23 protein-coding genes are annotated in these 22,682 nt (G+C 66.7%); 18 read left to right on the forward strand and 5 right to left on the reverse strand.

Annotated features, from left to right (window positions below; all coding sequences use genetic code 11):
* Window positions 1-21: 21 nt before the first annotated feature.
* The 17 genes from BLR75_RS08630 (at window position 22) to BLR75_RS08710 (ending at window position 17,053) form a co-directional block, all read left to right on the forward strand.
* Window positions 22-1,206, forward strand: coding sequence for a lipid-transfer protein (locus tag BLR75_RS08630; RefSeq protein ID WP_084310665.1), 1,185 nt, complete (start codon window positions 22-24; stop codon window positions 1,204-1,206).
* A gap of 13 nt (window positions 1,207-1,219) precedes the next feature.
* A complete protein-coding gene (locus BLR75_RS08635; protein ID WP_084310664.1) occupies window positions 1,220-1,636 on the forward strand; it encodes a MaoC family dehydratase N-terminal domain-containing protein in 417 nt (138 codons plus the stop codon).
* Between the two features lie 10 nt (window positions 1,637-1,646).
* Window positions 1,647-2,054: a MaoC family dehydratase gene (locus BLR75_RS08640; RefSeq protein ID WP_084310663.1), complete on the forward strand. Its 408-nt coding sequence runs from the start codon at window positions 1,647-1,649 to the stop codon at window positions 2,052-2,054.
* Window positions 2,055-2,071: 17 nt separating this feature from the next.
* Complete coding sequence (locus BLR75_RS08645; RefSeq protein WP_084310662.1) at window positions 2,072-2,908, forward strand: SDR family NAD(P)-dependent oxidoreductase; 837 nt, start codon at window positions 2,072-2,074, stop codon at window positions 2,906-2,908.
* Between the two features lie 82 nt (window positions 2,909-2,990).
* Complete coding sequence (locus BLR75_RS08650) at window positions 2,991-4,139, forward strand: acyl-CoA dehydrogenase family protein (protein ID WP_084310661.1); 1,149 nt, start codon at window positions 2,991-2,993, stop codon at window positions 4,137-4,139.
* Between the two features lie 65 nt (window positions 4,140-4,204).
* Complete coding sequence (locus tag BLR75_RS08655; protein ID WP_084310660.1) at window positions 4,205-4,990, forward strand: enoyl-CoA hydratase/isomerase family protein; 786 nt, start codon at window positions 4,205-4,207, stop codon at window positions 4,988-4,990.
* 45 nt (window positions 4,991-5,035) lie between these two features.
* A complete protein-coding gene (locus tag BLR75_RS08660) occupies window positions 5,036-6,451 on the forward strand; it encodes a coniferyl aldehyde dehydrogenase (protein ID WP_084310659.1) in 1,416 nt (471 codons plus the stop codon).
* A 59-nt stretch (window positions 6,452-6,510) separates the two neighbouring features.
* On the forward strand, window positions 6,511-7,596 hold the full coding sequence (locus BLR75_RS08665; protein WP_084310658.1) for a Zn-dependent alcohol dehydrogenase: 1,086 nt from the start codon (window positions 6,511-6,513) through the stop codon (window positions 7,594-7,596).
* 87 nt (window positions 7,597-7,683) lie between these two features.
* Window positions 7,684-8,706: an NAD(P)H-dependent flavin oxidoreductase gene (locus BLR75_RS08670; protein ID WP_255312775.1), complete on the forward strand. Its 1,023-nt coding sequence runs from the start codon at window positions 7,684-7,686 to the stop codon at window positions 8,704-8,706.
* A gap of 182 nt (window positions 8,707-8,888) precedes the next feature.
* Window positions 8,889-10,040: an acyl-CoA dehydrogenase family protein gene (locus BLR75_RS08675; protein ID WP_084310656.1), complete on the forward strand. Its 1,152-nt coding sequence runs from the start codon at window positions 8,889-8,891 to the stop codon at window positions 10,038-10,040.
* Complete coding sequence (locus BLR75_RS08680; RefSeq protein ID WP_084310655.1) at window positions 10,030-11,253, forward strand: acyl-CoA dehydrogenase family protein; 1,224 nt, start codon at window positions 10,030-10,032, stop codon at window positions 11,251-11,253. The genes BLR75_RS08675 and BLR75_RS08680 overlap by 11 nt, the downstream gene beginning before the upstream one ends.
* A gap of 30 nt (window positions 11,254-11,283) precedes the next feature.
* Window positions 11,284-11,751: a PaaI family thioesterase gene (locus BLR75_RS08685; RefSeq protein WP_084310654.1), complete on the forward strand. Its 468-nt coding sequence runs from the start codon at window positions 11,284-11,286 to the stop codon at window positions 11,749-11,751.
* A gap of 18 nt (window positions 11,752-11,769) precedes the next feature.
* On the forward strand, window positions 11,770-12,159 hold the full coding sequence (locus tag BLR75_RS08690) for a Zn-ribbon domain-containing OB-fold protein (protein WP_084310653.1): 390 nt from the start codon (window positions 11,770-11,772) through the stop codon (window positions 12,157-12,159).
* Complete coding sequence (locus tag BLR75_RS08695) at window positions 12,156-13,307, forward strand: thiolase (protein WP_084310652.1); 1,152 nt, start codon at window positions 12,156-12,158, stop codon at window positions 13,305-13,307. The genes BLR75_RS08690 and BLR75_RS08695 overlap by 4 nt, the downstream gene beginning before the upstream one ends.
* A 322-nt stretch (window positions 13,308-13,629) precedes the next feature.
* The gene (locus BLR75_RS08700; protein ID WP_084310651.1) at window positions 13,630-14,826 is read left to right on the forward strand and encodes an acyl-CoA dehydrogenase family protein; all 1,197 of its coding nucleotides are present in this window, start codon (window positions 13,630-13,632) and stop codon (window positions 14,824-14,826) included.
* Window positions 14,827-14,839: 13 nt separating this feature from the next.
* Window positions 14,840-15,982 (forward strand): acyl-CoA dehydrogenase family protein, encoded by a 1,143-nt coding sequence (locus BLR75_RS08705; protein ID WP_084310650.1) that lies wholly within the window; start codon window positions 14,840-14,842, stop codon window positions 15,980-15,982.
* A 126-nt stretch (window positions 15,983-16,108) separates the two neighbouring features.
* Window positions 16,109-17,053 (forward strand): putative 2-dehydropantoate 2-reductase, encoded by a 945-nt coding sequence (locus BLR75_RS08710; protein ID WP_084310649.1) that lies wholly within the window; start codon window positions 16,109-16,111, stop codon window positions 17,051-17,053.
* Window positions 17,054-17,144: 91 nt separating this feature from the next.
* On the opposite strand, the gene BLR75_RS08715 is transcribed toward BLR75_RS08710, so the two are convergent.
* Complete coding sequence (locus BLR75_RS08715) at window positions 17,145-18,125, reverse strand: GlxA family transcriptional regulator (protein WP_217633596.1); 981 nt, start codon at window positions 18,123-18,125, stop codon at window positions 17,145-17,147.
* A gap of 90 nt (window positions 18,126-18,215) precedes the next feature.
* Here BLR75_RS08715 and BLR75_RS08720 point away from each other — a divergent pair, with 90 nt between their 5' ends.
* A complete protein-coding gene (locus BLR75_RS08720; protein ID WP_084310647.1) occupies window positions 18,216-19,418 on the forward strand; it encodes an NAD(P)/FAD-dependent oxidoreductase in 1,203 nt (400 codons plus the stop codon).
* A gap of 270 nt (window positions 19,419-19,688) precedes the next feature.
* On the opposite strand, the gene BLR75_RS08725 is transcribed toward BLR75_RS08720, so the two are convergent.
* From BLR75_RS08725 to BLR75_RS08740, 4 genes are read right to left on the reverse strand one after another with little or no spacing between them, the layout of a single operon-like run.
* Window positions 19,689-20,516 (reverse strand): SDR family NAD(P)-dependent oxidoreductase, encoded by an 828-nt coding sequence (locus BLR75_RS08725; RefSeq protein WP_084310646.1) that lies wholly within the window; start codon window positions 20,514-20,516, stop codon window positions 19,689-19,691.
* A 25-nt stretch (window positions 20,517-20,541) separates the two neighbouring features.
* On the reverse strand, window positions 20,542-20,964 hold the full coding sequence (locus BLR75_RS08730) for a MaoC family dehydratase (RefSeq protein ID WP_084310645.1): 423 nt from the start codon (window positions 20,962-20,964) through the stop codon (window positions 20,542-20,544).
* A 10-nt stretch (window positions 20,965-20,974) separates the two neighbouring features.
* Entirely contained in the window at window positions 20,975-21,418 is a 444-nt protein-coding gene (locus BLR75_RS08735; RefSeq protein WP_084310644.1) for a MaoC family dehydratase N-terminal domain-containing protein, read from the reverse strand.
* A gap of 29 nt (window positions 21,419-21,447) precedes the next feature.
* Window positions 21,448-22,635, reverse strand: coding sequence for a lipid-transfer protein (locus tag BLR75_RS08740; protein ID WP_084310643.1), 1,188 nt, complete (start codon window positions 22,633-22,635; stop codon window positions 21,448-21,450).
* Window positions 22,636-22,682: the final 47 nt, after the last annotated feature.

The following is a 22,682-nucleotide window of genomic DNA, read 5'->3' on the forward strand; positions in this document are numbered from 1 at the left end:
ACTCATCCCTGGAGAAATAGCATGAGCAACAAAGTAGTTGTGGCCGGCGTCGGCATGATCCCGTTCACCAAGCCGGGTGCCAGCGACGAATACCACATCATGGGCGCCAACGCCGCCAAGGCCGCCCTGGCCGATGCCGGCATCGATTACCACCTGGTGCAGCAGGCCTATGCCGGCTACGTCTTCGGTGACTCCACCTGCGGCCAGGCTGCACTCTATGGTGTTGGCCTGACCGGCATCCCGGTGGTGAACGTCAACAACAACTGCGCCACCGGTTCCACCGCGCTGTTCCTGGCTCGCCAGGCAGTGGAAAGCGGCGCCGTCGATTGCGCCATCGCGCTGGGCTTCGAGCAGATGGTTCCGGGGGCCCTGAAAGGCGCCTATACCGACCGCACCGGCCCGATGGACCGCTTCGCCAGGACCATGAACGAACTGCAGGGCTTCGAGGAGCAGACTCCGCGCGCCGCGCAGTTCTTCGGTGGCGCCGGTCGTGCCTACATGAAGGAATACGGCATCGGCCGCGAAATCTTCGCGATGATCCGCGCCAAGGCCAGCCAGCACGCCGCACGCAACCCGCTGGCGGTGTTCCGCAACGTCGTCAGCACCGAAGAAGTCCTCGCCACGCCGATGATCTTCGACCCGCTGACCCGCCTGCAGTGCTGCCCGCCGACCTGCGGCGCGGCTGCCGCGATCGTCTGCTCCGAAGCCTTCGCCAAGAAGCACGGTCTGCGCACTGACGTGATCATCGCCGGCCAGTCCATGACCACCGACCGCAACAGCACCTTCGACGAAGGCGACATGCGCAAGGTGATCGGCTACGACATGGCGCGCAATGCCGCCCTGAGCGTGTACGAGCAGGCCGGTGTCGGCCCGCAGGACGTGCAGGTCGTCGAGCTGCACGACTGCTTCACCGCCAACGAGCTGCTGACTTACGAAGCCCTGGGCCTGTGCCCCGAAGGCGGTGCCGAGAAGTTCATCCTCGACGGCGACAACACCTACGGCGGCCGCGTCGTCACCAACCCGTCCGGTGGCCTGCTGTCCAAGGGCCACCCGCTGGGTGCCACCGGTCTGGCTCAGTGCTTCGAACTGACCCGCCAGCTGCGCGGCACCGCCGACGCCACCCAGGTGGAAGGCGCGCGCTTCGGCCTGCAGCACAACCTCGGCCTGGGCGGCGCCTGCGTCGTCACCCTGTACCAGCGTCAGTGATCGGAGCCCATCCATGATCGACAAGAGCCATATCGGCGCGGTGGTTTCCAGCCACACGCAACTGATCGAAGCCGGCCGTCTGCGCTTCTTCGCCAAGGCCACCGGCCAGAAGGACGCGCGCTACACCGAAGGCGACCGCCTGCCGGTACCGCCGACCTTCCTGTTCTGCCTGGACATGGAATCCGGTGGTTCGGGCTCGACGCTCAAGCGCCTGGGTATCGACATCGGCCGCATCCTGCACGGTGAGCAGAGCTTCACCTACCACAAGATGGCCTTCGCCGGTGATCGCCTGAGCTTCGAGACCAAGATCGTCGACATCTACGACAAGAAGGGCGGCGCCCTGGAGTTCGTGGTGCGCGAAACTCGCGTGACCGACGAGCAGGGCGAACTGGTGGCGGAGCTGCGCAACAGCCTCGTCGTGCGTAACTGAGGAGCCGACCGTGAACTTTGCAAACCTGGAAATCGGCCACGAACTGCCGTCGTTCACCACCGCACCGATCAGCCGCCTGGACCTGGCGCTGTACTGCGGCGCCTCCGGTGACCACAACCCGATCCATGTCGACATCGACTTCGCCAGGAAGGCCGGCATGCCCGACGTGTTCGCCCACGGCATGTTGTCGATGGCGTTCCTGGGCCGCCTGCTGACCGACTGGGTGCCGCAGGAGCAACTGCGCCACTTCTCCGTGCGCTTCGTCGCCATCACCCACATCGGCGATGCGATCACCTGCTCCGGCAAGGTGATCGAGAAGGACGAAGCCAGCCGCACCGTGCGCCTGGAAATCACCACTCGCAACCAGGCGGGTGAAATCAAACTGTCCGGCGAAGCCGTCGTGGCCCTGGACGCCTGAACAAGAAGGAAAAAGCAATGAGCAAGAAACTCGAAGGCAAAGTCGCCCTGGTAACCGGCTCCGGCCGTGGCATCGGCCGTGAAGTGGCCCTGCAACTGGCTGCCTACGGCGCCAAAGTGGTCATCAACGACCTGGACGCCGCTCCGGCCGAGGAAGTGATCGCGGAAATCCGCGCCGCCGGCGGTGAAGCCGTTGCCTGCGTGGGCAGCGTGACCGCTCCGGACTTCGCCGATCGTTTCGTCAAGACCGCGGTCGACAACTTCGGCGGCATCGACATCATCATCAACAACGCCGGCTTCACCTGGGACAACGTGATCCAGAAGATGTCCGACGAGCAGTGGCAAGCCATCATCGACTGCCACCTGACCGCTCCGTTCCGCATCCTGCGCGCCGCCCAGCCGATCATCAGCGCCGCCGCCAAGGCTGAAGCCGCCGAAGGCCGCGAAGTGTTCCGCAAAGTGGTCAACATCTCCTCCGGCGCTGCTGGCGGCAACGCTGGCCAGAGCAACTACTCCGCCGCCAAGGCCGGCATCCTCGGCATGTCCAAGACCCTGGCCAAGGAGTGGGGCCGCCTGAAGGTCAACGTCAACGCCGTCGCCTTCGGCCTGATCGACACCCGCCTGACCCAGGCCCTGGCCGGCGACGCCAGCAAGACCGTCAACATCGAAGGCCGCGAGATCAAGGTCGGCGTACAGCAGGCGCGTCTCGACGCCGCCAGCACCGTCATCCCGCTGGGCCGTCCGGGCAAGGCTGAAGAAGCTGCCGGCGCTGTGGTCCTGTTCTGCCTGCCGGAATCGAACTACCTGTCCGGCCAGGTCGTGTACTGCGGCGGTGGCCCGGGCCAGAACTTCTAAGTAGTGCCCCAGCGCGCCCTGCATTACGCAGGGCGCGCTTCCCCAAAAAATTCCCTGATTGCCTCCGTACCTGAGGAATGCCATGACTGCCTACCAATCCCCGTGGATCGTCGACGATCTGCCGATCTTCCAGGAATCCGTGCGCCGCTTCGTCGCCGAGGAACTGGTCCCCAATGAAGAGCGCTGGGCCCAGCAGCATCACGTCGATCGTGAAATCTGGACCAAGGCGGGCGAGTGCGGCATGTTGCTGCTGAGCATCCCGGAAGAGTACGGCGGCATGGGCGGCAACTTCGCCCACGACGCGATTCTGACCCTGGAGCAGTCCCGCCAGATCAGCAGCAGTCTTGGTACCAACGTACACAGTGGCATCGTCGCCCACTACCTGCTGCGCTACGCCAGCGAAGAGCAGAAGAAGACCTGGCTGCCGAAGATGGCCAGCGGCGAGATGGTAGCTGCCATCGCCATGTCCGAGCCGGGCGCCGGTTCCGACCTGCAGGCGATCAAGTGCCGCGCCGTGCGTGATGGCGACCATTACGTCATCAACGGTTCCAAGACCTTCATCACCAACGGCTACCACGCCGACCTGATCCTGGTGGTGTGCAAGACCGACCCGGAGAAGGGCGCCAAGGGCACCTCGATCGTCGTGGTCGAGACCAAGGACCTGCCGGGCTTCCGCCGTGGCCGCATCCTCGAGAAGATCGGCCAGCGTGGCCAGGACACCGCCGAGCTGTTCTTCGACGACGTCCGCGTGCCGGTCGCCAACCTGCTCGGCCCGGAAGAGGGCAAGGGCTTCATCCAGCTCATGCAGCAGCTGCCGCAGGAGCGCATGATCATCGCCCTCGGCGCGCTGGGCAGCATGGAGCGTGCGCTGGCCGACACCATCGAGTACACCCGCAGCCGCAAGCTGTTCGGCAAGCCGTCGCTGGACCTGCAGAACACCCGCTTCAAGCTGGCGGAAATGCAGACCACCTACACCATCGCCCGTACCTTCATCGACGACTGCATGGTCAAGGTGCTGAAAGGCGAGCTGAGCGGTGAGGTCGCGGCCATGGCCAAGTGGTGGGCCACCCAGCGCAACTGCGAAATCATCGACGAGTGCCTGCAGCTGCACGGCGGCTACGGCTACATGGTCGAGTACCCGATCGCCCGCCAGTACATGAACGCCCGGGTCAGCAAGATTTTCGGCGGTTCCAACGAAGTCATGAAGGAAATCATCGCCCGCACCCTGTGACGGACGAGGCCGCCCGTTGCCTGCGGGCGGCGCTTTCCTTTGTTCATGGCTGAGGAGAAAAGTCCATGTCGACCATACAACTCACCATCAATGACGGGCTGGCCACGCTGGTCATGAGCCGCCCGGAACGCAAGAACGCAATGACCGGGCAGATGTTCGTCGAGTTGCTCGACGCCCTGACCGAGCTGCGCCGCAATCCTGATGTACGCGCCTTGCTGCTGACCGGCGCCGGCAGCGACTTCTGCTCCGGCGGCGATGTTTCCACCATGCAGGGCGGCGTCGAAGCCAGCTTCATGCGCATGCGCATGACCGAGAACAACCGCCTGCTGGCGGCACTGGCGGACTTCGACCGTCCGGTAGTCGCAGCCGTGGACGGCGTGGCCTTCGGCGCCGGCTTCAGCGTGGCGCTGGCAGCCGATTTCATCATCGCTTCCGAGCGCGCGCGTTTCTGCATGGCCTTTGCCCGCATCGGCCTGGCGCCCGACCTTGGCGCCTCGTATTTCCTGCCGCGCCTGGTCGGCCTGCCGAAGGCCCGCGAGATCATCTACACCGCGCGCGAGATCGGCGCGAATGAAGCACGTGAACTGGGCCTCGCCCTGGAAGTGGTGCCGGCCGGGGAACTGCACGCCCGCGCGGAGACCATTGCCCGCAGCCTGTCCATGCAGTCGACCTGCGCCTTCGCCATGACCAAGCGCCTGCTCGGCCGTTCCCTGGAAAGCGGATTGCACGAGCTCCTCGATGCCGAGGCCGCCGCCCAGGCCGTGGCTCTCAGCTCCGATTATCTCAAGGAAGCTTCCGCGCGCTTCGTGCGCAAGGAGCCGCCACTGTTCCAGTGGCCGGAGCGCGATTGATCCACTGACAAGAACGACAAAAGAACGCATAACGGAGTTATCGCGATGAGTGACAAGCAAACCGAATACAGCGCCGCCGAGATCCGTGCGGTGCTGGACAAGCAGCGCGCCGCACACTTGGCTGGCGCGCCCATGAGTGTCGAGCAGCGTATCGAGCTGATCGACCGTGCCATTGGACTCCTGGTCGACCACCAGGAAGAGATCGTCGAGGCGGTCTGTGCCGACTTCGGTCATCGCAGCAAGGACTTTTCCCGTGTCACCGAAGTGCTCTCGCCGCTGATGGTGCTGAAGCAGAGCAAGGCCCAGGTCGCCGGCTGGATGAAGCCGGAGCCTCGCCACACCGACCGTGGCGAGGCCTGGGTGGAATACCAGCCGCTGGGCGTGATCGGCATCGTCAGCCCGTGGAACTTCCCGGTGAACCTGGCCTTCGGCGGCCTGGCCGGCGCCCTGGCCGCGGGCAACCGGGTGATGATCAAGCCCTCCGAATTCACCCCGAAGACTTCCGAGCTGATCGCCCGCATGATCCGCTCGGTATTCGCCGAGGAAGAAGTCGCGGTGATCACCGGCGGCCCCGAGACCGGCCATGCGTTCTGCTCGCAGCCGTTCGACCACCTGCTGTTCACCGGCGCCACCAGCATCGGCAGGCACGTGATGCGCGCCGCCGCGGAGAACCTGGTACCGGTGACCCTGGAACTGGGCGGCAAGTCGCCGACCATCATCTCCCGCAGCGCGGACTTCCAGAAGGCGGTGACCAAGATCGTCTCCGGCAAGATGCACAACGCCGGGCAGATCTGCGTGGCGCCGGACTACGTGTTCGTGCCCGAGGAATCGCTGGAAGACTTCGTCGCTGCGGCCAAGGCCGTGGTCGCCGGCTTCTTCCCGACCCTGAAGGACAACCCGGACTTCACCTCGGTGATCAACGCCCGCCACTTCGAGCGCCTGCAGGGCTACCTGAGCGAAGCGCGCGACGCCGGCGTCGAGCTGATCGAGCTGAACCCGGCCAACGAGGACTTCGCCGGCCAGGCGCACCACAAGATCGCCCCGACCCTGCTGCGCAACCCCGGCGACGAGCTGAAGGTCATGCAGGACGAGATCTTCGGCCCGCTGCTGCCGATCAAGCCGTACAAGGACATCGCCGAGGTGGTCGCCTACATCAACGCCCGTCCGCGTCCGCTGGCCCTGTACTGGTTCGGCAGCGACGCTGCGGAAGAGCGCTACGTGCTCGATCGCACCCTGTCCGGCGCGCTGTGCATCAACGACGTGATCCGCCACGTCGGCGTCGAGAGCCTGCCGTTCGGCGGCGTCGGTGCCAGCGGCATGGGCGCCTACCACGGCTTCGACGGCTTCAAGACCTTCAGCCATGCCCGCGCGGTGCTGCGCACCGCCGATGCCCCGGACCTGATGCGTCCGCCCTTCGTCGAGCAGGTCCGCCAGATCGTCGGCTCCCTGATCGCCCGCTGAACCTCACCTTCCCACCCGGGTCGCTGACCCGGGTTACTGCCAACTACTAGAGGTGCTCCATGAAAGCAGCCGTTTTCCATCAGCCCGGTTCCCCGCTGACCATCGAAGAAGTCAGCATCAGCAAGCCCGGCCCGCGCGAGGTGCTGATCCGCACCGTCGCCAGCGGCGTCTGCCACTCCGACCTGCACGTGGTCGACGGCACCTATCCCTACCCGCTGCCGGTGCTGCTGGGCCATGAGTCGGCCGGCATCGTCGAAGCGGTTGGCGCCGATGTGCGCAGCGTCAAGCCGGGCGACCACGTGGTCACCTGCCTGTCGGCGTTCTGCGGCTGCTGCAGCGATTGCGTGACCGGCCACATGAACCGTTGCCAGTCGCCCAGCACCAAGCGCGCTGCCGACGAAGCGCCGCGTCTGAGCTACGTGCAGAAACCGATCCCGCAATTCATGAACCTCGGCGGCTTCGCCGAGCAGATGCTGGTTCACGAGAACGCCTGTGTGGCGATCCGCCGTGACATGCCCCTGGATCGCGCAGCGCTGCTCGGTTGCGCGGTCATCACCGGCACCGGCGCGGTGTTCAACACCGCCCAGGTGCGTCCGGGCGAGACCGTCGCGGTGATCGGCTGCGGCGGTATCGGCCTGGCCACCATCAACGGTGCGGCGCTGGCCGGGGCAGGGCGGATCATCGCCATCGACATGCTCGACTCCAAGCTGGAACTGGCCAAGCAGTTCGGCGCCACCGACGTGGTCAATGGCAAGGATGGCGATGCGGTACAGCAGGTCCTCGAACTGACCAAGGGTGGCGTGCACTATTCCTTCGAGTGCATCGGCCTCAAGCAGACCGCTGAACAGGCCTTCGGCATGCTGCGCCGCGGCGGCACCGCCACCGTGATCGGCATGATCAAGCCGGGGGTGAAGGTCGAGCTGCACGGCCTGGACTTCCTTGGCGAGCGCAAGATCCAGGGTTCGTTCATGGGCTCCAACCGCTTCCCGGTGGACCTGCCGCGCCTCGTCGACTTCTACATGCAGGGTCGCCTGAAGCTCGACGAGATGATTTCCCAGCGCCTCAAGCTGGAGCAGATCAACGATGCCTTCGACGAACTGCGCCGTGGCGAGCTGGCCCGCTCGGTGATCATGTTCGACCAGTAATACGGATGCCAATGGTTCCCGCGCTCCCGCGTGGGAACCCATCCGGGGACGCTCCGCGTCCCATGGCGCGGGAGCGCCACAGGCTGCATTCCCACGCAGGAGCGTGGGAACGATGAAACCACGCAGAGGCAACAGAACACGATGAAAACTCGCATTACCGAACTGCTCGGCATCCGCTACCCGATCATCCAGGGCGGCATGATGTGGGTCGGCCGCGCCGAGATGGCCGCGGCGGTTTCCAATGCCGGCGGCCTGGGAATCCTCACCGCGCTGACCCAGCCGACTCCCGAAGCGCTGGCCGCGGAGATCGAACGCTGCCGCTCCATGACCGACAAGCCGTTCGGTGTGAACCTGACCCTGCTGCCGTCGATCAATCCGCCGCCCTATGCCCGCTACCTCGACGTGATCATCGAGAGCGGCGTGACGGTGCTGGAAACCGCCGGCAACAACCCCGGCGAGCACATCGCCCGGGCCAAGGCCGCCGGCCTCAAGGTGATTCACAAGTGCGTGGCCATCCGCCATGCGCTGAAGGCGCAGAGCCTCGGTGTCGATGCGATTTCCATCGACGGCTTCGAGTGCGCCGGCCATCCGGGCGAGGACGACGTGCCCGGCCTGGTGCTGATCCCGCTGGCGGCGCGCAAGCTGGACATTCCGGTGATCGCCTCCGGTGGCATCGCCGACGGCCGTGGCCTGGCCGCCGCCCTGGCGCTCGGCGCCGAAGGCGTGAACATGGGCACGCGCTTCTGCGCGACCCAGGAAGCGCCGATCCACGAGAACATCAAGCAGGCCCTGGTGAACGCCAGCGAGCGCGACACCAACCTGATCTTCCGCACCCTGCACAACACCGCGCGCGTGCTGAAGAACCCGATTTCCGACGAAGTGGTCGGCATCGAGCGCAAGGGCGGGGCGAAGTTCGAGGACATCCGCCATCTGGTCGCAGGCGCCCGTGGCCGCGCCGCGCTGGAAGCGGGCGAGCCGAACGACGGCATCGTCACCGCCGGCCAGTGCGTCGGCCTGATCGACGACATCCCCACCTGCGCCGAGCTGATCGAGCGCATGGTCGCCGACTGCCGCGAGCGCCTGAGCGTCGCCTCCGCCTGGGCCGAATGATGGCCTCGAACGGCGGATAACGGCGGATAACGGCTGTCCCGTTGTCGACGCAGGGCGGATGAAGCGGAACGCTTCATCCGCCGAAGGGATGGGCGCGGAGGATTGTGGCGGATAACGCTGGCGCGTTATGCGCCCTACGTTCGGTCGACGCTCTCGAAGGGGATAACACGGAGGAATGCACGGTGGATTTCGCTTTCAGCGATGAACAGCAGATGCTGCGCGACATGCTCGCGCGCTATCTGGACGAGCAGTACGGCTTCGACCGGCGCATGGCGGCAGTCGCGTCGGCCGAGGGCTGGCGGCCGGAGTGCTGGCAGGCGTTCGCCGGCGAGCTGGGCATTCTTTCCGCCGCCTTCCCCGAGTCCCTGGGCGGGCTCGGCGGCGGCGCGGTCGAGAACCAGATCGTGATGGAGGCGATCGGCCGCTCGCTGGTGCTGGAGCCCTACCTGTCCACCGTGGTGCTGGCTGGCGGCCTGCTCCGGCGTGCCGGCGGCGCGCTGGCCGAACGCTTCATCCCCGGCATCATGGCCGGCGACGTGCGCATCGCCTGGGCGCAATCCGAAGTACAGGCGCGCAGTTGCCTGCACGACATCGAGACCCGCGCGCGCCGCGAAGGCGACGCCTACCTGCTGAACGGCCACAAGACCATGGTGCTGGATGCGGCCTCGGCGACGCATCTGCTGGTCAGTGCGCGTACCGCAGGCAGCCGGCGCGATCGCGACGGCATCAGCCTGCTGCTGGTGGAGAAGAACGCCGCCGGCATCCGCACCCGGGACTACCCGACGGTGGACGGCGGACGGGCTGCGGAAGTCTGGTTCGACGACGTCCGCGTGCCGGCATCCGCATTGCTCGGCGCCGAGGGTCGTGGCATGGACCTGCTCGAGCCGGTGTACGACGAAGCGCTGGTGGCGCTGTGCGGCGAAGCGGTCGGGGTGATGCAGAGGATGCTGGCGGACACCGTCGCCTATGCCAAGGAGCGCCGCCAGTTCGGCGTGCCGATCGGCTCGTTCCAGGCCCTGCAGCACCGCATGGTGGACATGCACATCCATATCGAACAGGCCGCCGCGCTGACCTGGATGGCGGTGATGCAGCTCGACGCTCCGGCGCGCGAGCGCGGCATGGCCGCCAGCGCCGCCAAGGTGCGCATCGGCAAGGCGCTCAAGGCCGTCGGCCAGGGCGCGGTGCAGATCCACGGTGGCATGGGCATCACCGAGGAACTGGCGGTGGGGCACTACTTCAAGCGCGCCACGGTGATCGAGCAGCAGTTCGGCTCGGTCGACCATCATGTGCGCCGCTACGGCGAACTGGCGGGGGAGAGCAGCCATGAATCTTGAGTATTCCGCCGACGAACAGGCTTTCCGCGAGGAAGTCCGCGCCTGGATCGCCGAGGCCTACGACGACGAACTGCGCGAAATGATGGCGCAGTCGAAGAACGGTTACCTCGACAAGGAAGGCCAGCGCCGCTGGCAGAAGAAGCTCCATGCCCGCGGCTGGGTTGCGCCGGACTGGCCGGCCGAACATGGCGGCCCCGGCTGGACGCCGACCCAGCGCTATCTGTTCCAGGCCGAGATCGCCGCCGCCGACTGCCCGCGGGTCTCGCCGATGGGCATCATGATGGTCGCCCCGGTGATCATGCGCTTCGGCAGCGACGCGCAGAAGGCGCGCTTCCTGCCGCCGACCCTGGCCTCCGACATCTTCTGGTGCCAGGGCTATTCCGAGCCGGGCTCGGGCTCCGACCTGTCGTCCCTGCAGATGAAGGCGGAGCGCGACGGCGACCACTACGTGCTGAACGGCTCGAAGATCTGGACCACCCAGGCGCAGTGGGCCGACTGGATGTTCTGCCTGGTGCGCACCAGCCGTGACGGCAGCAAGCAGGCCGGGATTTCCTTCCTGCTGGTGGACATGACCACGCCCGGCATCAGCGTCGATCCACTGCCGCTGCTGGACGGGCCGATGCCCGGCGAGCAGGAGGTCAACCAGGTGTTCTTCGCCGACGTGCGCGTCCCCGTGGAGAACCTGATCGGCGAGGAAGGGCAGGGCTGGACCTGCGCCAAGTACCTGCTCGAATTCGAGCGCGGCAATGCCTACGGTCCGTCGTTGCGCCAGCAACTGGACAAGGTGCGCTGGATCGCCGCGCAACAACCTGGCGATGACGGCGGCTGCCTGCTCGACGATGCGGATTTCCGCTGTCGGCTGCTGGAGCTGGAAATCCAGGTCGAGGCGGTCAACGCCGCAGAACTGCGCGTCTTCTCCGGCATCGCTTCCGGCACGTCCATCGGCGCCGCCTCGAGCATGATCAAGCTGGCCGGCACCGAGACCAAGCAACTGATCAGCGAGCTGGCGGTGGAAGCGGTCGGGCCCCAGGGCTGGCCGTTCATCCGCGACACCTGGGCGGAAGTCCAGGGCCGCGCCACCGCACCGCGTCCCGGGCCGGATTACGCCGGGCCGCTGCTGCCGCGCTACTTCAACTACCGCAAGACCTCGATCTACGGCGGGTCCAGCGAGATCCAGCGCAACATCATCGCCAAGCTGGTGCTTGGCCTGTAGACCGACGCGCCCAGTCAACGGAGAACAATAATGAGCGCCATGGACATTTCCTCCCCGATCCCCGACGGCTTCGTGCCGATGGTGCGGCTCAACAACGCTGCGCCGGGGTTCGTTCAATGCTGCCGCGGCATCTACTTCAAGCCGGAAACCGGCGAAGTCGCCGCGTTCATCCTCGCCGAACACCTGAACCCGCTGAACATCGCCCACGGCGGCTTCCTCGCCACCCTGGCCGACACGGCCTTCGGCGCCTACATCCGCGTCCAGGGCGGGCTCGAACTGCCACCGGCGACCATCGAGCTGAGCGTCGACTACATCAGCCCGGCGCGGCCGGGGCAGTGGATCACCGCGCATGTGGAGATCCACAAGATCGGCCGCACCCTGAGCAATGCCAGCCTAAGCCTCATGGATGGCGAGCGCCTGGTATCCCGGGCCAAGGGCACTTTCATCTCCAACACGCGGAGCCTGCACGCGCCGGTTTCCACGTCCCAGCAATCTTGAATCCATCAGGAGCATCTCATGGCAGCAAATGAGCAGCCTGCCGCCGCGGCCGTCGGGCCCGAGGCGCAATACCAGAACTTCCTGCAACAAGGCCGCTTCATGCTGCAACGCAGTGCGTCCACCGGTCGCTACGTGTTCTACCCGCGCGTGCTGATTCCCGGCAGCGGCGAAACCGACCTGGAATGGGTCGAGGCCAGCGGCACCGGCACCATCTACGCGATCACCGTGAACCGTGCGCGCAACGGCAGCCACAACGTGGCGCTCATCGACCTCGACGAGGGCGTGCGCATGATGTCACGCATCGAGGGTGTGGAAACCGCGCCGATCGGCAGCCGCGTCAAGGCGCGAATCGTCGAGGTGGATGGCGTGGCCGGAGTGGTGTTCGATCTGCTGGAGGACAAGGCATGAACCAGGCAATCCGCGGCAAGACCGCCATCGTCGGCATCGGCAGCGCCGGTATCGGTGAAGCCCACGGCTTCAGCCCCATGGAACTGCTCGGCCAGGCTTCGCTGAAGGCCATCGCCGACGCCGGCCTGAAGCTCTCGGACATCGACGCCGTATTCGCCGCCACCAGCTCCCATGCCTTCCCGACCCTGTCGGTGTGCGAGTACCTGGGCATCAAGCCGAAGTTCGTCGACGGCACCAACGTCGGCGGCTCCAGCTTCGAGATGCACCTGCTGCAGGCGACCCTGGCCCTGGAGGCCGGCCTGTGCGACGCGGCGCTGATCTGCTACGGCTCCAACCAGCGCACCGCCGGCGGCCGCCTGGTGTCGATGAGCGAACCGCAGTGGCACGAGACCTTCTACAAGCCGCGCCACCCGATCACCTCCTACTCGCTGGCGGCCAGCCGCCACATGCACCAGTACGGCACCACCCGCGAGCAACTGGCGGAAGTCGCCGTGTCGGCGCGCAAGTGGGCCAACCTCAACCCCGAGGCCTTTGCCCGCGGCCCGCTGAGCATTCAAGACGTGATGGCCAGCCGCATGGTCAGCGACCCGCTGACTTCCGCCGACTGCTGCCTGGTCACCGACGGTGGCGGCGCCTGCGTGATGGTCCGTGCAGACCGCGCCCGCGACCTGCCGCACAAGCCGGTCTACTTCCTCGGCGCCAACGGCGCGCAGTGGCATCGTTCGATCCAGGCCATGCCCGACCTGACCGTCACCGCCGCCTCGGAAAGCTGCCCGCGCGCCATGGAAATGGCCGGGGTGAAGCACGCCGACGTCGACCTGGTGATGCTCTACGACGCCTTCACCATCAACACCATCCTGTTCCTCGAGGATCTCGGCTTCTGCCCGAAGGGCGAGGGCGGTCGCTTCGTCGAAGGCGGGCGCATCGCCCCCGGTGGCGAGCTGGCGGTGAACACCAACGGCGGTGGCCTGTCCTGCGTCCATCCGGGCATGTACGGCATGTTCCTGATCCTCGAGGCGGTCACCCAGATCCGCCGTCAGGCCGGCGAACGCCAGCTGGACAAGTGCGACATCGCCCTGCTGCACGGCAACGGCGGCACGCTGTCCAGCCAGGTCACCGCGTTCCTCGGCAGCGAAGCGGTGCTCTGATCTGTAGGAGTGGGCCATGCCCGCGACCCAATGCCTGGGCATTGGCCTGGGGTTCGCAAGCAAGCTCGCTCCTACGAAGAGCAGGTGCTACCTGTAGGAACGAGGGGGGGCGCCTAGCCCTTGCTCGCGAACAAAGCCGCAAGCCCGCCAGCCCGGCGGGTTTCACCCGGCAATACCCCTCAAATTGCTCCGAACGAACTAGGGCCATCCTGCGCCCACTTCCCGATACTCGAAGACCGATATACCTGCGGCCGGGGCGACCTGGCCGATGCCAGAGCCGGCGGTACAGCCGGTCCGACAACAATGCTTGAGGAACTCCTCGATGGATATCCATTACACGCCCGAAGAGCTCGCCTTCCGTGAAGAAGTGCGTGCCTTCCTGCGCGAGAAACTGCCGGCCGACCTGGCGGCCAAGGTCAAGCTGGGCAAGCGCCTGAGCAAGGAAGACAACATCTTCTGGATGCGTACCCTGAACGAGCGCGGCTGGCATGCCTCGCTGTGGCCGGTTGAATACGGCGGCACCGGCTGGAGCGTGGTCGAGAAGTACATCTTCGAGGAAGAATGCGCCACCTTCGGCGCCCCGCGCGTGCTGCCGTTCGGCGCCGTGATGGTCGGCCCGGTGATCATCAAGTTCGGTACCGAGGAACAGAAGGCGCACTACCTGCCGCGCATCCTCGACATGACCGACTGGTGGGCGCAGGGCTACTCCGAGCCGGGCTCGGGCTCCGACCTGGCCTCGCTGAAGACCCGTGCCGTACGCGATGGTGACCACTACATCGTCAACGGCCAGAAGACCTGGACCACCCTCGGCCACAACGCCGACTGGATCTTCTGCCTGGTCCGTACCGACCCGGAAGCCAAGATGCAGCGCGGCATCTCCTTCCTGCTGATCGACATGAAGTCGCCGGGCGTCAGCGTGCGTCCGATCATCACCCTGGATGGCGAGCACGAAGTCAACGAAGTGTTCTTCGACGACGTCCGCGTACCGGTGGCCAACCTGGTCGGCAAGGAAAACGAAGGCTGGACCTGCGCCAAGTACCTGCTTACCCACGAGCGTACCGGCCTGGCCGGCATCGGCTTCTCCAAGCAACTGCTCAAGCAGCTCAAGGCCATCGCCAGCCGTGAACTGAAGGGCGGCAAGCCGCTGATCGAGGACCCGCTGTTCCGCGCGCAGATCGCCGAAGTGGAAATGCAGCTGATCGCCACCGAGATGAGCAACCTGCGCATCCTCGTCGCGGCCCGCGATGGCGGCGGCACCGGTGCGGAAAGCTCGATCCTCAAGGTCAAGGGCACCGAGCTGCGCCAGGCGCTGACCCACCTGCTGCGCAAGGCCGTCGGCCCGTACGCGCTGCCGTTCCTCGAAGAGGAAATGGACCAGGCCTTCGGCGGCGAGCTGCTGCACGCCGACTACAGCGCAACCCTGGCCAGCCAGTACTTCATCATGCGCAAGCTGTCGATCTACGGCGGCTCCAACGAAATCCAGAAGAACATCGTTTCCAAAGTGAACCTCGGACTCTGACAGGCTGCCGACCATGGACTTCAAACTGAGCGAAGAGCAGCAGATGCTGCAAGACACGGCGGCGCGTCTGGTACGTGACGCCTACGGTTTCGAACAACGCGAAGCCTACCGCCGCAGCGAACTGGGCTACGGCGCCGACTTCTGGAGCCAGCTCGGCGAGCTGGGCCTGACCGGCGTGCCGGTCCCGGAAGCCTTCGGTGGCTTCGGCGGCAGCGGCGTGGACACCATGCTGGTGATGACCGAGCTGGGCCGCGGCCTGTGCCTGGAACCCTACCTGCAGTCGGTGGTGTACGCCGGCGGCCTGCTCGCCCAGCTGGGCAGCGACGTGCAGAAGGACGAGCTGCTGAGCCAGGTCGCCGCCGGCCAGCTGCAACTGGCGGTCGCCTTCGAGGAGCCGCAGAGCCACTACAACCTGAATGACGTCGCCACCCGCGCCGAAGCGGTGAACGGCGGCTGGCGCCTCTCCGGCCGCAAGGTCGCGGTGATCGGCGGCCACAGCGCCGGGCTGATCCTGGTGTCGGCGCGCGTGTCCGGCGGCCAGTTCGACGAGGACGGCATCGGCCTGTTCCTGGTCGACCCGCAGGAAGCCGGCGTGAACCGCCGCGTCTACCCGACCGCGGACGGCTTCAAGGGCTGCGAACTGTTCCTCGACGGCGTGTTCGTCGGCGCCGAGAAGGCGCTCGGCGAGCCGGGCAAGGCCCTGTCCGCCATGCGGTACCAGGAAGGCCGCGCCATCGCCGCACAGTGCGCGGAAGCCGTGGGCACCATGGAAGCCGCCTGCGACCTTACCCTCGACTACCTGAAGACGCGCAAGCAGTTCAACGTGACCATTGGCAGCTTCCAGGTCCTGCAGCATCGCATGGTCGACATGCGCAGCGAGCTGGACCAGGCCACCTCCATGGCCATGCTGGCCGCCTGCGTGGCCGACCAGCCGGACAGCGACGAGCGCAGCCGCACCCTGGCCGCGGCCAAGTTCATCACCACCCGCGCCGGTCGCTTCATCTGCGAGCAGACCATCCAGCTGCACGGCGGCATCGGCCTGACCGACGAGTACGTTGGTTCGCACTATGCCAAGCACCTGGTGATGATCAGCCACCAGTTCGGTGACGACGACCATCATCTGCAGGCCTTCAGCCGACTGATGCAGGTCGCCTGAGTCCGGCTCGCAGCGAAAACCGGCTGGACGGGTTCTCCCGTCCAGCCGGTTTTTTGCGTTTTGCTGGAGAGATTCTTGCTTTCCTTCTGGACAGGATAAAAACAAGCGACAACAAGGAACCTCGCGATGAAAAAGAACGTCTTGCGTGTGGGCGTGATCGGCACCGGTGCCATCGGCGGCTTCTACGGCATGCTGCTGGCGAAGGCCGGTTACGAAGTGCATTTTCTCCTGCGCAGCGACTATGCCGCGGTGCGCGAACTCGGCCTGACCCTGAAGAGCCCGGCGCTCGGCGACTACCGTCCCGAACCGCTGCACATCTACGCCGATGCCGACGCCATGCCGCCCTGCGACTGGCTGCTGGTGGGAGCCAAGACCACCGCCAATCCCGGCCTGGGGGCGGTGATCGACCAGGTCGCCGCGCCGCAAGCCAGGGTGGTGCTGCTGCAGAACGGCCTGTCGGTGGAAGACGACATGCGTCCGCTGATCCGTGACGACCTGCACCTGCTCGGTGGGTTGTGCTTCGTCTCCACCCATCGCCGGGGGGCCGGCGTGATCGAACACTACGGCGGCGGTCGGCTGACCCTCGGCTACCACTCCGGCCCGGGCGACGCGGCAGGCGCGGTGCTGGAGGAGGTCGAGGCGCTGTTCGCCGCTACCGCCATCGAGGCCAGGGCGATGGACGACCTGGACCGGGCGCGCTGGCAGAAGCTGCTGCTCAACGTGCCGCTGAATGGCCTGTCGGTATTGCTCGGCAGCGGCTCGCTGGAGCTGATGAGCCGGCCCACCACCCGTGCGCTGGTCAGTGAGCTGATGGAGGAGGTGTTCGAAGGCGCCGCCGTCTGCGGCCATGCGCTTTCGGCCGAAAGCCTGGAGGCGGCCTGGAAGGCCACCGACGTGCGGACCGACTACTACCCGAGCATGTACCTCGACTACCAGGCCCGGCGGCCGCTGGAGATCGAGGCGATCTATGCCGCGCCCCTTCGCGCCGTGGCCTGCGCGGGTGGCGAGATGCCGAAGATCGAGATGCTCTACCAGTCGCTGAAGTTCCTCGACGAGCGCAATCGCGGGTAGGGCGGTTGGATGCTGGAGCCTGTAGGAGCGGGCCATGCCCGCGACCTTGTGGCGGGTCGCGGGCATGGCCCGCTCCTACGGCTCAGCGCCGCTACCGCGAAAACCGCCGCCGATAATCCCGTGGCGAAATGGCCAGGTTGCGCTGGAAGGTCGCGCGCATCCGTTCCTCGTCGCCGAAGCCGCACTGGCGGGCGATCTGGTCGATATTGCGCGCGGATTCCTCCAGCAGCCGGCGCGCCGCTTCCAGGCGGAAGATCTCCACGGCCTTGGCCGGCGTGCGGCCGGTCTTCTGCTTGTACAGGCGCGAGAAGTTGCGCGGGCTCATATGGCTGCGCTCGGCCAGGGCCTCCACGCTGAGGTCCGGGTTGCCGAGGTTGTCGGCGATCCAGTGGTGCAGCTCGTCGAACATCTCGCTGTCCTGCGTCTGGGCCTGCAGCAGCTCGCTGAACTGCGCCTGTCCGCCCGGCCGCTTGAGGAACACCACCAGTTCCCGCGCCACCTGCATGGCGATCTCGCGCCCGCAGTCCGCCTCGACCAGCGCCAGGGCGAGGTCGATGCCGGCGCTGACTCCGGCCGAGGTCCAGATTTTTCCCTGCTGGATGAAGATGGAATCGTTGTCGACCTCCACGGCCGGGAAGTTCGTCCTGAGCATGTCGCACATGGCCCAGTGGGTGGCGGCGCGCTTGCCGTCCAGCAGCCCGGCCTTGGCCAGCAGGAAGGCGCCGCTGCAGACCGAGGCGGTACGGCGGAACGTCCCGGAGTTGCTGGCGATCCACTCGATGAGCTCGCCGGACTCGGCCACCGCGCGTTCGATCTCCGGCGCTCCCGGGACGATCAGGGTGTCCAGGCGCGTGCCCTTGAAGCTGTCCAGCGGCTGGCTTTCCACGGCCAGCCCTTCGGCGGTCGGCATCAGCCCACCGTGAAGACTGGCGGTGTGTCTTTCGTAGCCCGGCAGGTGGCGCTGCTGCAGGGCCTTGTTCGCAGCCCAGAACACGGTCTGCGCCCCGGTGAGGTCGAGCAGGCCCATCTGCGGATAGGCGACGAACAGGATGCTGCGAGGATGGCTTGGCATGAATTCAGGGATATCCGTCATTTAGGCTGAATTCTTTTGTCCCTAGCATTGCCGGGTCAAGACGATTCACCCAGACGAGAGGGGCGAGCGATGAAACAACATATTCTCATTATTGGTGCGGGCTTTGCGGGTTTGTGGAGTGCGCTCAGCGCCGTGCGTCTGCTCGATCGTCATGGGCGCAGCGACGTGGTGGTGAGCATGCTCGCGCCGCAGCCTGAACTGCGCATCCGCCCGCGCTTCTACGAGCCGGACGTGCAGCGCATGGCCGCGCCGCTGCTGGAGCTGCTGGACGCGGTCGGCGTGCGCTTCATCCAGGGCACCGCCGTGCAGGTGGATGCCGACGGCCAGCGCGTCGAGTACCGCGATGCCAGCGGCGCCGTGGAGTGGATCGGCTACGACCGCCTGGTGCTCGCCTCGGGCAGCCGGCTGATCCGGCCGGCCGCGATCGGCGTGGTGGAACATGCCTTCGACGTCGACCAGATCGAATCGGCGGCGCGCCTGGAGCGGCACCTGCAACAACTGGCCGACCTGCCGGAATCGCCCGCGCGCAACACCGTGGTGGTGGCCGGCGGCGGCTTCACCGGCATCGAAACCGCCACCGAGCTGCCCGCCAGGCTGCGGACGATACTGGGGGACGCTGCGGATATCCGGGTGATAGTCGTCGATCGCGCCGAGCAGATCGGCGCAGCGCTGGGCGACGGCATCCGCCCGGCGATCGTCGAGGCGTCCCGCGAACTCGGCGTCGAATGGCGCCTGGGCACCTCGGTGGCGTCGGTGGATGGCGAAGGCGTGGTGCTGGCGGACGGCGAGCGCATCGAGGCGAAGACCGTGGTCTGGACCGTGGGTTTCCGCGCCAGCGACCTCACCGAGCAGATCGCCGCCGAGCGCGACCACCTCGGCCGGCTGCAGGTGGACCGCTACCTGCGGGTCAACGGCCATGCGGAAATCTTCGCCGCCGGCGACGTCGCCCGCGCCGCCACGGACGAGAGCGGCAACTACAACGTCATGTCCTGCCAGCACGCCATCCCGCTGGGCCGGCATGCCGGCAACAACGCGGCGGCGGACCTCATCGGCGTCGAACCGACGGTCTACAGCCAGCCGAAGTACGTCACCTGCCTCGACCTGGGGGCCTGGGGCGCGGTGTTCACCGAGGGCTGGGAGCGGGCGACGAAGCTGATCGGCGCGGAGGCCAAGGAGCTGAAGATGCAGATCAACAGTCAGTGGATCTACCCGCCGGTGGCGGACCGGGCGGTGGCCCTGGCGGCGGCGGATCCGGCGATTCCGGTGGCGTGAGTACCACGCCGGGATTGTAGGAACGGGCCATGCCCGCGACAGCCGTGCCCGGGTCGCGGGCATGGCCCACTCCTACAGGATTCTCGCCATCCGCATGGCACGAATGGTGGATCGATGGAGCCGATCCACCCTGCATCCCTTACAACGAAATCCCGTCCCCGAAGCCGTAGGGTGGATGAGGATTTTTTCATCCACCATTGCGGGGCCGCATGCGCGGCCATGGTGGATCGATGAAGCTGATCCACCCTACGATGGCCCGGCATTGCGTCCTTACAACGAAATCCCGCCCCCGCAGATCAGCACTTCCCCGGACACATAGTCCGACTCCGGATAGCAGAACATCGCTACCGCACCGGCGGCTTCGGCCGGGCGGCCGGCGCGGCCGAGGGGGATGGAGCGTTCCAGCATCTTCGCCAGGTCGGGGCTGACGCCGACCTTGATCTTGCGGCCCTCGATGTCCACCGAGGCGTCGGCATCGGCGGTGGCTTCGGTCAGGCGGGTGGTGATGAAGCCGAAGGCCACGCAGTTGACGTTGACCTTGAAGCGGCCCCATTCCTTGGCCAGGGTCTTGGTCATGCCGACCACGCCGGCCTTGGCGCTGGAGTAGCCCATCTGCCCGGAGTTGCCGCCGAGGCCGGCGACCGAGGAGATGTTGACGATCTTGCGGAAGTTCTCGATGCCCGCTTCGGCTTCCTTCTTCGCGGCCTCGCGGATGAAGCCGGCGGCGGCGCGGAAGATGCGGAAGGGCGCGGTCATGTGCACGTCGAGCATGGCGTACCACTGCTCGTCGGTCATCTTCTGCACCACGTTGTCCCAGGTGTAGCCGGCGTTGTTGACGATGATGTCGAGGCCGCCGAAGTTGTCGATGGCGGTGCGCACGAAGCGCTCGGCGAAGTCCGGCGCGGCGACGTTGCCGACGCAGGCCACGGCCTTGCCGCCGAGGGCGCGGATGTCGGCGACGGTTTCTTCCGCCGGTGCCGCGTCGAGGTCGTTGATCACCACGGCGGCGCCTTCGGCCGCCAGCTTGAGCGCCACTTCACGGCCGATGCCGCGGCCGGAGCCGGTGATCAGCGCCACCTTGTTTTCGAGCTTGCCCATCGTTTCTCTCCTCGTGATTCAGTTGTTATTGCGCAAGGGCGATCACGGCCTTGCCAAGGATCTTGGTTTCGCCGAACTGGTTGGCCATCTGCACCTCGACGGCGACGCGGCGTTCGCCGTCCTGCTCGTACTTCTCCACCACCTGGCCGGTCAGCACCGGCTGGTTGCCCAGGTGGGTGATGGCGACGAAGCGCACGCCGAACGAACGCAGCGCCGACTGCGGCACCCACTCGGTGAGCAGGCGGCCGAGGTAGGCCATGCCGAGCATCCCGTGGGCGAACACGTCGGGCATGCCGGCGCGGCGGGCAAAGTCGATGTCGATGTGGATCGGGTTGTCGTCGCCGGAAGCGCCGGCGAAGTGCGAAAGGGTGGCGCGGTCGATCGGCGCCAGGCGCAGTTCCGGCAGCGCGTCGCCGACCTGCAGGTCGTGGTAGCTGATAGGCGTCATGGGCGGTTCCTTACTTGTTGCGCACGACGAGGACAGTGCGCAGCTCGCCCACTTGTTCGCCGTTCTGATTGGTCAGGGTGGTCAGCTGGGTGACGAACTCCATGGCGCCGTTCTTCTTCTCGATGATGTCGCTGACGCGGGTTTCCACGCTCAGCACGTCGCCGGCGAAGATCGGCCCCTGGTAGTCGAAGGACTGCTCGCCGTGGAGGATGCGTGCGATCGGCACGTTCATCAGCTCCAGCGCGCCGGTCAGGCTGCGCGCGTCCATCATCGCGCTGAAGGCGAAGGTCGGCGGCGCCAGCAGGGACGGGTAGCCCAGCGCTTTCGCCGCTTCCTCGTCATTGCATTCCGGGCGGGTGTCGCCGATGGCGCGGGCGAAGGCGCGCACGCGGCCCTTTTCGATCTCCCAGCGGCTGGCGGGCAGCACCAGGCCGATGAAGCTCTTGTCGATCATCAGAATCTCCTTTGGATGGTTGCGCGCGGTCAGTCGACGCGGCGATAGAGGGTGACCACGCAGGCGCCGCCGAGCCCGAGGTTGTGCTGCAGGCCGATGCGCGCGTTGGCGACCTGGCGGACGCCGGACTGGCCGCGCAGCTGCTCCACCAGTTCGGTGCACTGGGCGAGGCCGGTGGCGCCCAGCGGGTGGCCCTTGGAAAGCAGGCCGCCGGACGGGTTGACCACGTATTTGCCGCCGTAGGTGTTGTTGCCGGCGGCGACGAATTCGCTGGCGCCGCCCTCGGGGCACAGGCGCAGGCCTTCGTAGGTGAGCACCTCGTTCTGCGCGAAGCAGTCGTGCAGCTCCACCACGTCCACGTCTTCCGGGCCGATGCCGGCGTGGGCGTAGACCTGGTCGGCGGCGGCGCGGGTCATGTCGGTGCCGACCAGGGCCATCATGCTGCGCTTGTCGAAGGTGCCGGGCAGGTCGGTGGTCATGGCCTGGGCGGCGATGTAGACGCTGGCGTCGAGGTTGTGGCGGCGGGCGAAGTCGGCGGAGACCAGGATCGCCGCGGCGGCGCCGCAGGTCGGCGGGCAGGCCATCAGGCGGTGCAGGTGGACTTCCGGGAAGACCAGCGGCGAGGCCAGCACCTCTTCTGCGGTGACCACGTTGCGCAGCAGCGCCATGGGATTGTGCTCGGCGTGGCGGCTGGCCTTGGCCTTCACCCTGGCGAACAGCTCCGGCCTGGCGCCGTAGCGGCCCAGGTACTCCTTGCCGGCGCCGCCGAAGTAGCGCAGGGCCAGCGGCTGCTCGTAGGGGCAGATCTCGTCGCACAGGCCGTCGAAGTTGGCGAACGGCGACGGGCGGTCGTCCCACTGGGATTTCAGCGCGCCCGGCTGCATCTGCTCGAAGCCCACGGCCAGCACGCACTCGACGGCGCCGGACTCGATCAGCTGGCGGGCCAGGAACAGCGCCGAGGAGCCGGTCGAGCAGTTGTTGTTGACGTTGACGATCGGAATGCCGGTCATGCCCACCTGGTACAGCACGCGCTGGCCGGCGGTGGAGTCGCCATAGACGTAGCCGGCGATCGCCTGCTGCACGTCGCGGTAGTCCAGCCCGGCGTTGGCCAGGGCCTTGCGCACGGCGGCGGCGCCGAGCTGGTCGTAGTAGGCACCACTGCCGGGCTTGACGAAGGGCACCATGCCCACGCCGGCGACATAAGCTTTGCTGTTCATTGCGTGTTTCCTCAGTCCGAAGTTGCCGGATCGCTCCGCTTGCGTGA

The organism is Pseudomonas jinjuensis, from assembly GCF_900103845.1.
Classification (GTDB): Bacteria; Pseudomonadota; Gammaproteobacteria; order Pseudomonadales; family Pseudomonadaceae; genus Pseudomonas; species Pseudomonas jinjuensis.

Coding starts and splice junctions, on each gene's coding strand:
- BLR75_RS08665 (WP_084310658.1), top strand. CDS start 6,511: ATGAAAGCAGCCGTTTTCCATCAGCCCGGTTCCCCGCTGACCATCGAA.
- BLR75_RS08710 (WP_084310649.1), top strand. CDS start 16,109: ATGAAAAAGAACGTCTTGCGTGTGGGCGTGATCGGCACCGGTGCCATC.
- BLR75_RS08660 (WP_084310659.1), top strand. CDS start 5,036: ATGAGTGACAAGCAAACCGAATACAGCGCCGCCGAGATCCGTGCGGTG.
- BLR75_RS08680 (WP_084310655.1), top strand. CDS start 10,030: ATGAATCTTGAGTATTCCGCCGACGAACAGGCTTTCCGCGAGGAAGTC.
- BLR75_RS08690 (WP_084310653.1), top strand. CDS start 11,770: ATGGCAGCAAATGAGCAGCCTGCCGCCGCGGCCGTCGGGCCCGAGGCG.
- BLR75_RS08635 (WP_084310664.1), top strand. CDS start 1,220: ATGATCGACAAGAGCCATATCGGCGCGGTGGTTTCCAGCCACACGCAA.
- BLR75_RS08685 (WP_084310654.1), top strand. CDS start 11,284: ATGAGCGCCATGGACATTTCCTCCCCGATCCCCGACGGCTTCGTGCCG.
- BLR75_RS08645 (WP_084310662.1), top strand. CDS start 2,072: ATGAGCAAGAAACTCGAAGGCAAAGTCGCCCTGGTAACCGGCTCCGGC.
- BLR75_RS08730 (WP_084310645.1), bottom strand. CDS start 20,964: ATGACGCCTATCAGCTACCACGACCTGCAGGTCGGCGACGCGCTGCCG.
- BLR75_RS08740 (WP_084310643.1), bottom strand. CDS start 22,635: ATGAACAGCAAAGCTTATGTCGCCGGCGTGGGCATGGTGCCCTTCGTC.
- BLR75_RS08705 (WP_084310650.1), top strand. CDS start 14,840: ATGGACTTCAAACTGAGCGAAGAGCAGCAGATGCTGCAAGACACGGCG.
- BLR75_RS08655 (WP_084310660.1), top strand. CDS start 4,205: ATGTCGACCATACAACTCACCATCAATGACGGGCTGGCCACGCTGGTC.
- BLR75_RS08695 (WP_084310652.1), top strand. CDS start 12,156: ATGAACCAGGCAATCCGCGGCAAGACCGCCATCGTCGGCATCGGCAGC.
- BLR75_RS08700 (WP_084310651.1), top strand. CDS start 13,630: ATGGATATCCATTACACGCCCGAAGAGCTCGCCTTCCGTGAAGAAGTG.
- BLR75_RS08715 (WP_217633596.1), bottom strand. CDS start 18,125: ATGCCAAGCCATCCTCGCAGCATCCTGTTCGTCGCCTATCCGCAGATG.
- BLR75_RS08630 (WP_084310665.1), top strand. CDS start 22: ATGAGCAACAAAGTAGTTGTGGCCGGCGTCGGCATGATCCCGTTCACC.
- BLR75_RS08720 (WP_084310647.1), top strand. CDS start 18,216: ATGAAACAACATATTCTCATTATTGGTGCGGGCTTTGCGGGTTTGTGG.
- BLR75_RS08725 (WP_084310646.1), bottom strand. CDS start 20,516: ATGGGCAAGCTCGAAAACAAGGTGGCGCTGATCACCGGCTCCGGCCGC.
- BLR75_RS08735 (WP_084310644.1), bottom strand. CDS start 21,418: ATGATCGACAAGAGCTTCATCGGCCTGGTGCTGCCCGCCAGCCGCTGG.
- BLR75_RS08650 (WP_084310661.1), top strand. CDS start 2,991: ATGACTGCCTACCAATCCCCGTGGATCGTCGACGATCTGCCGATCTTC.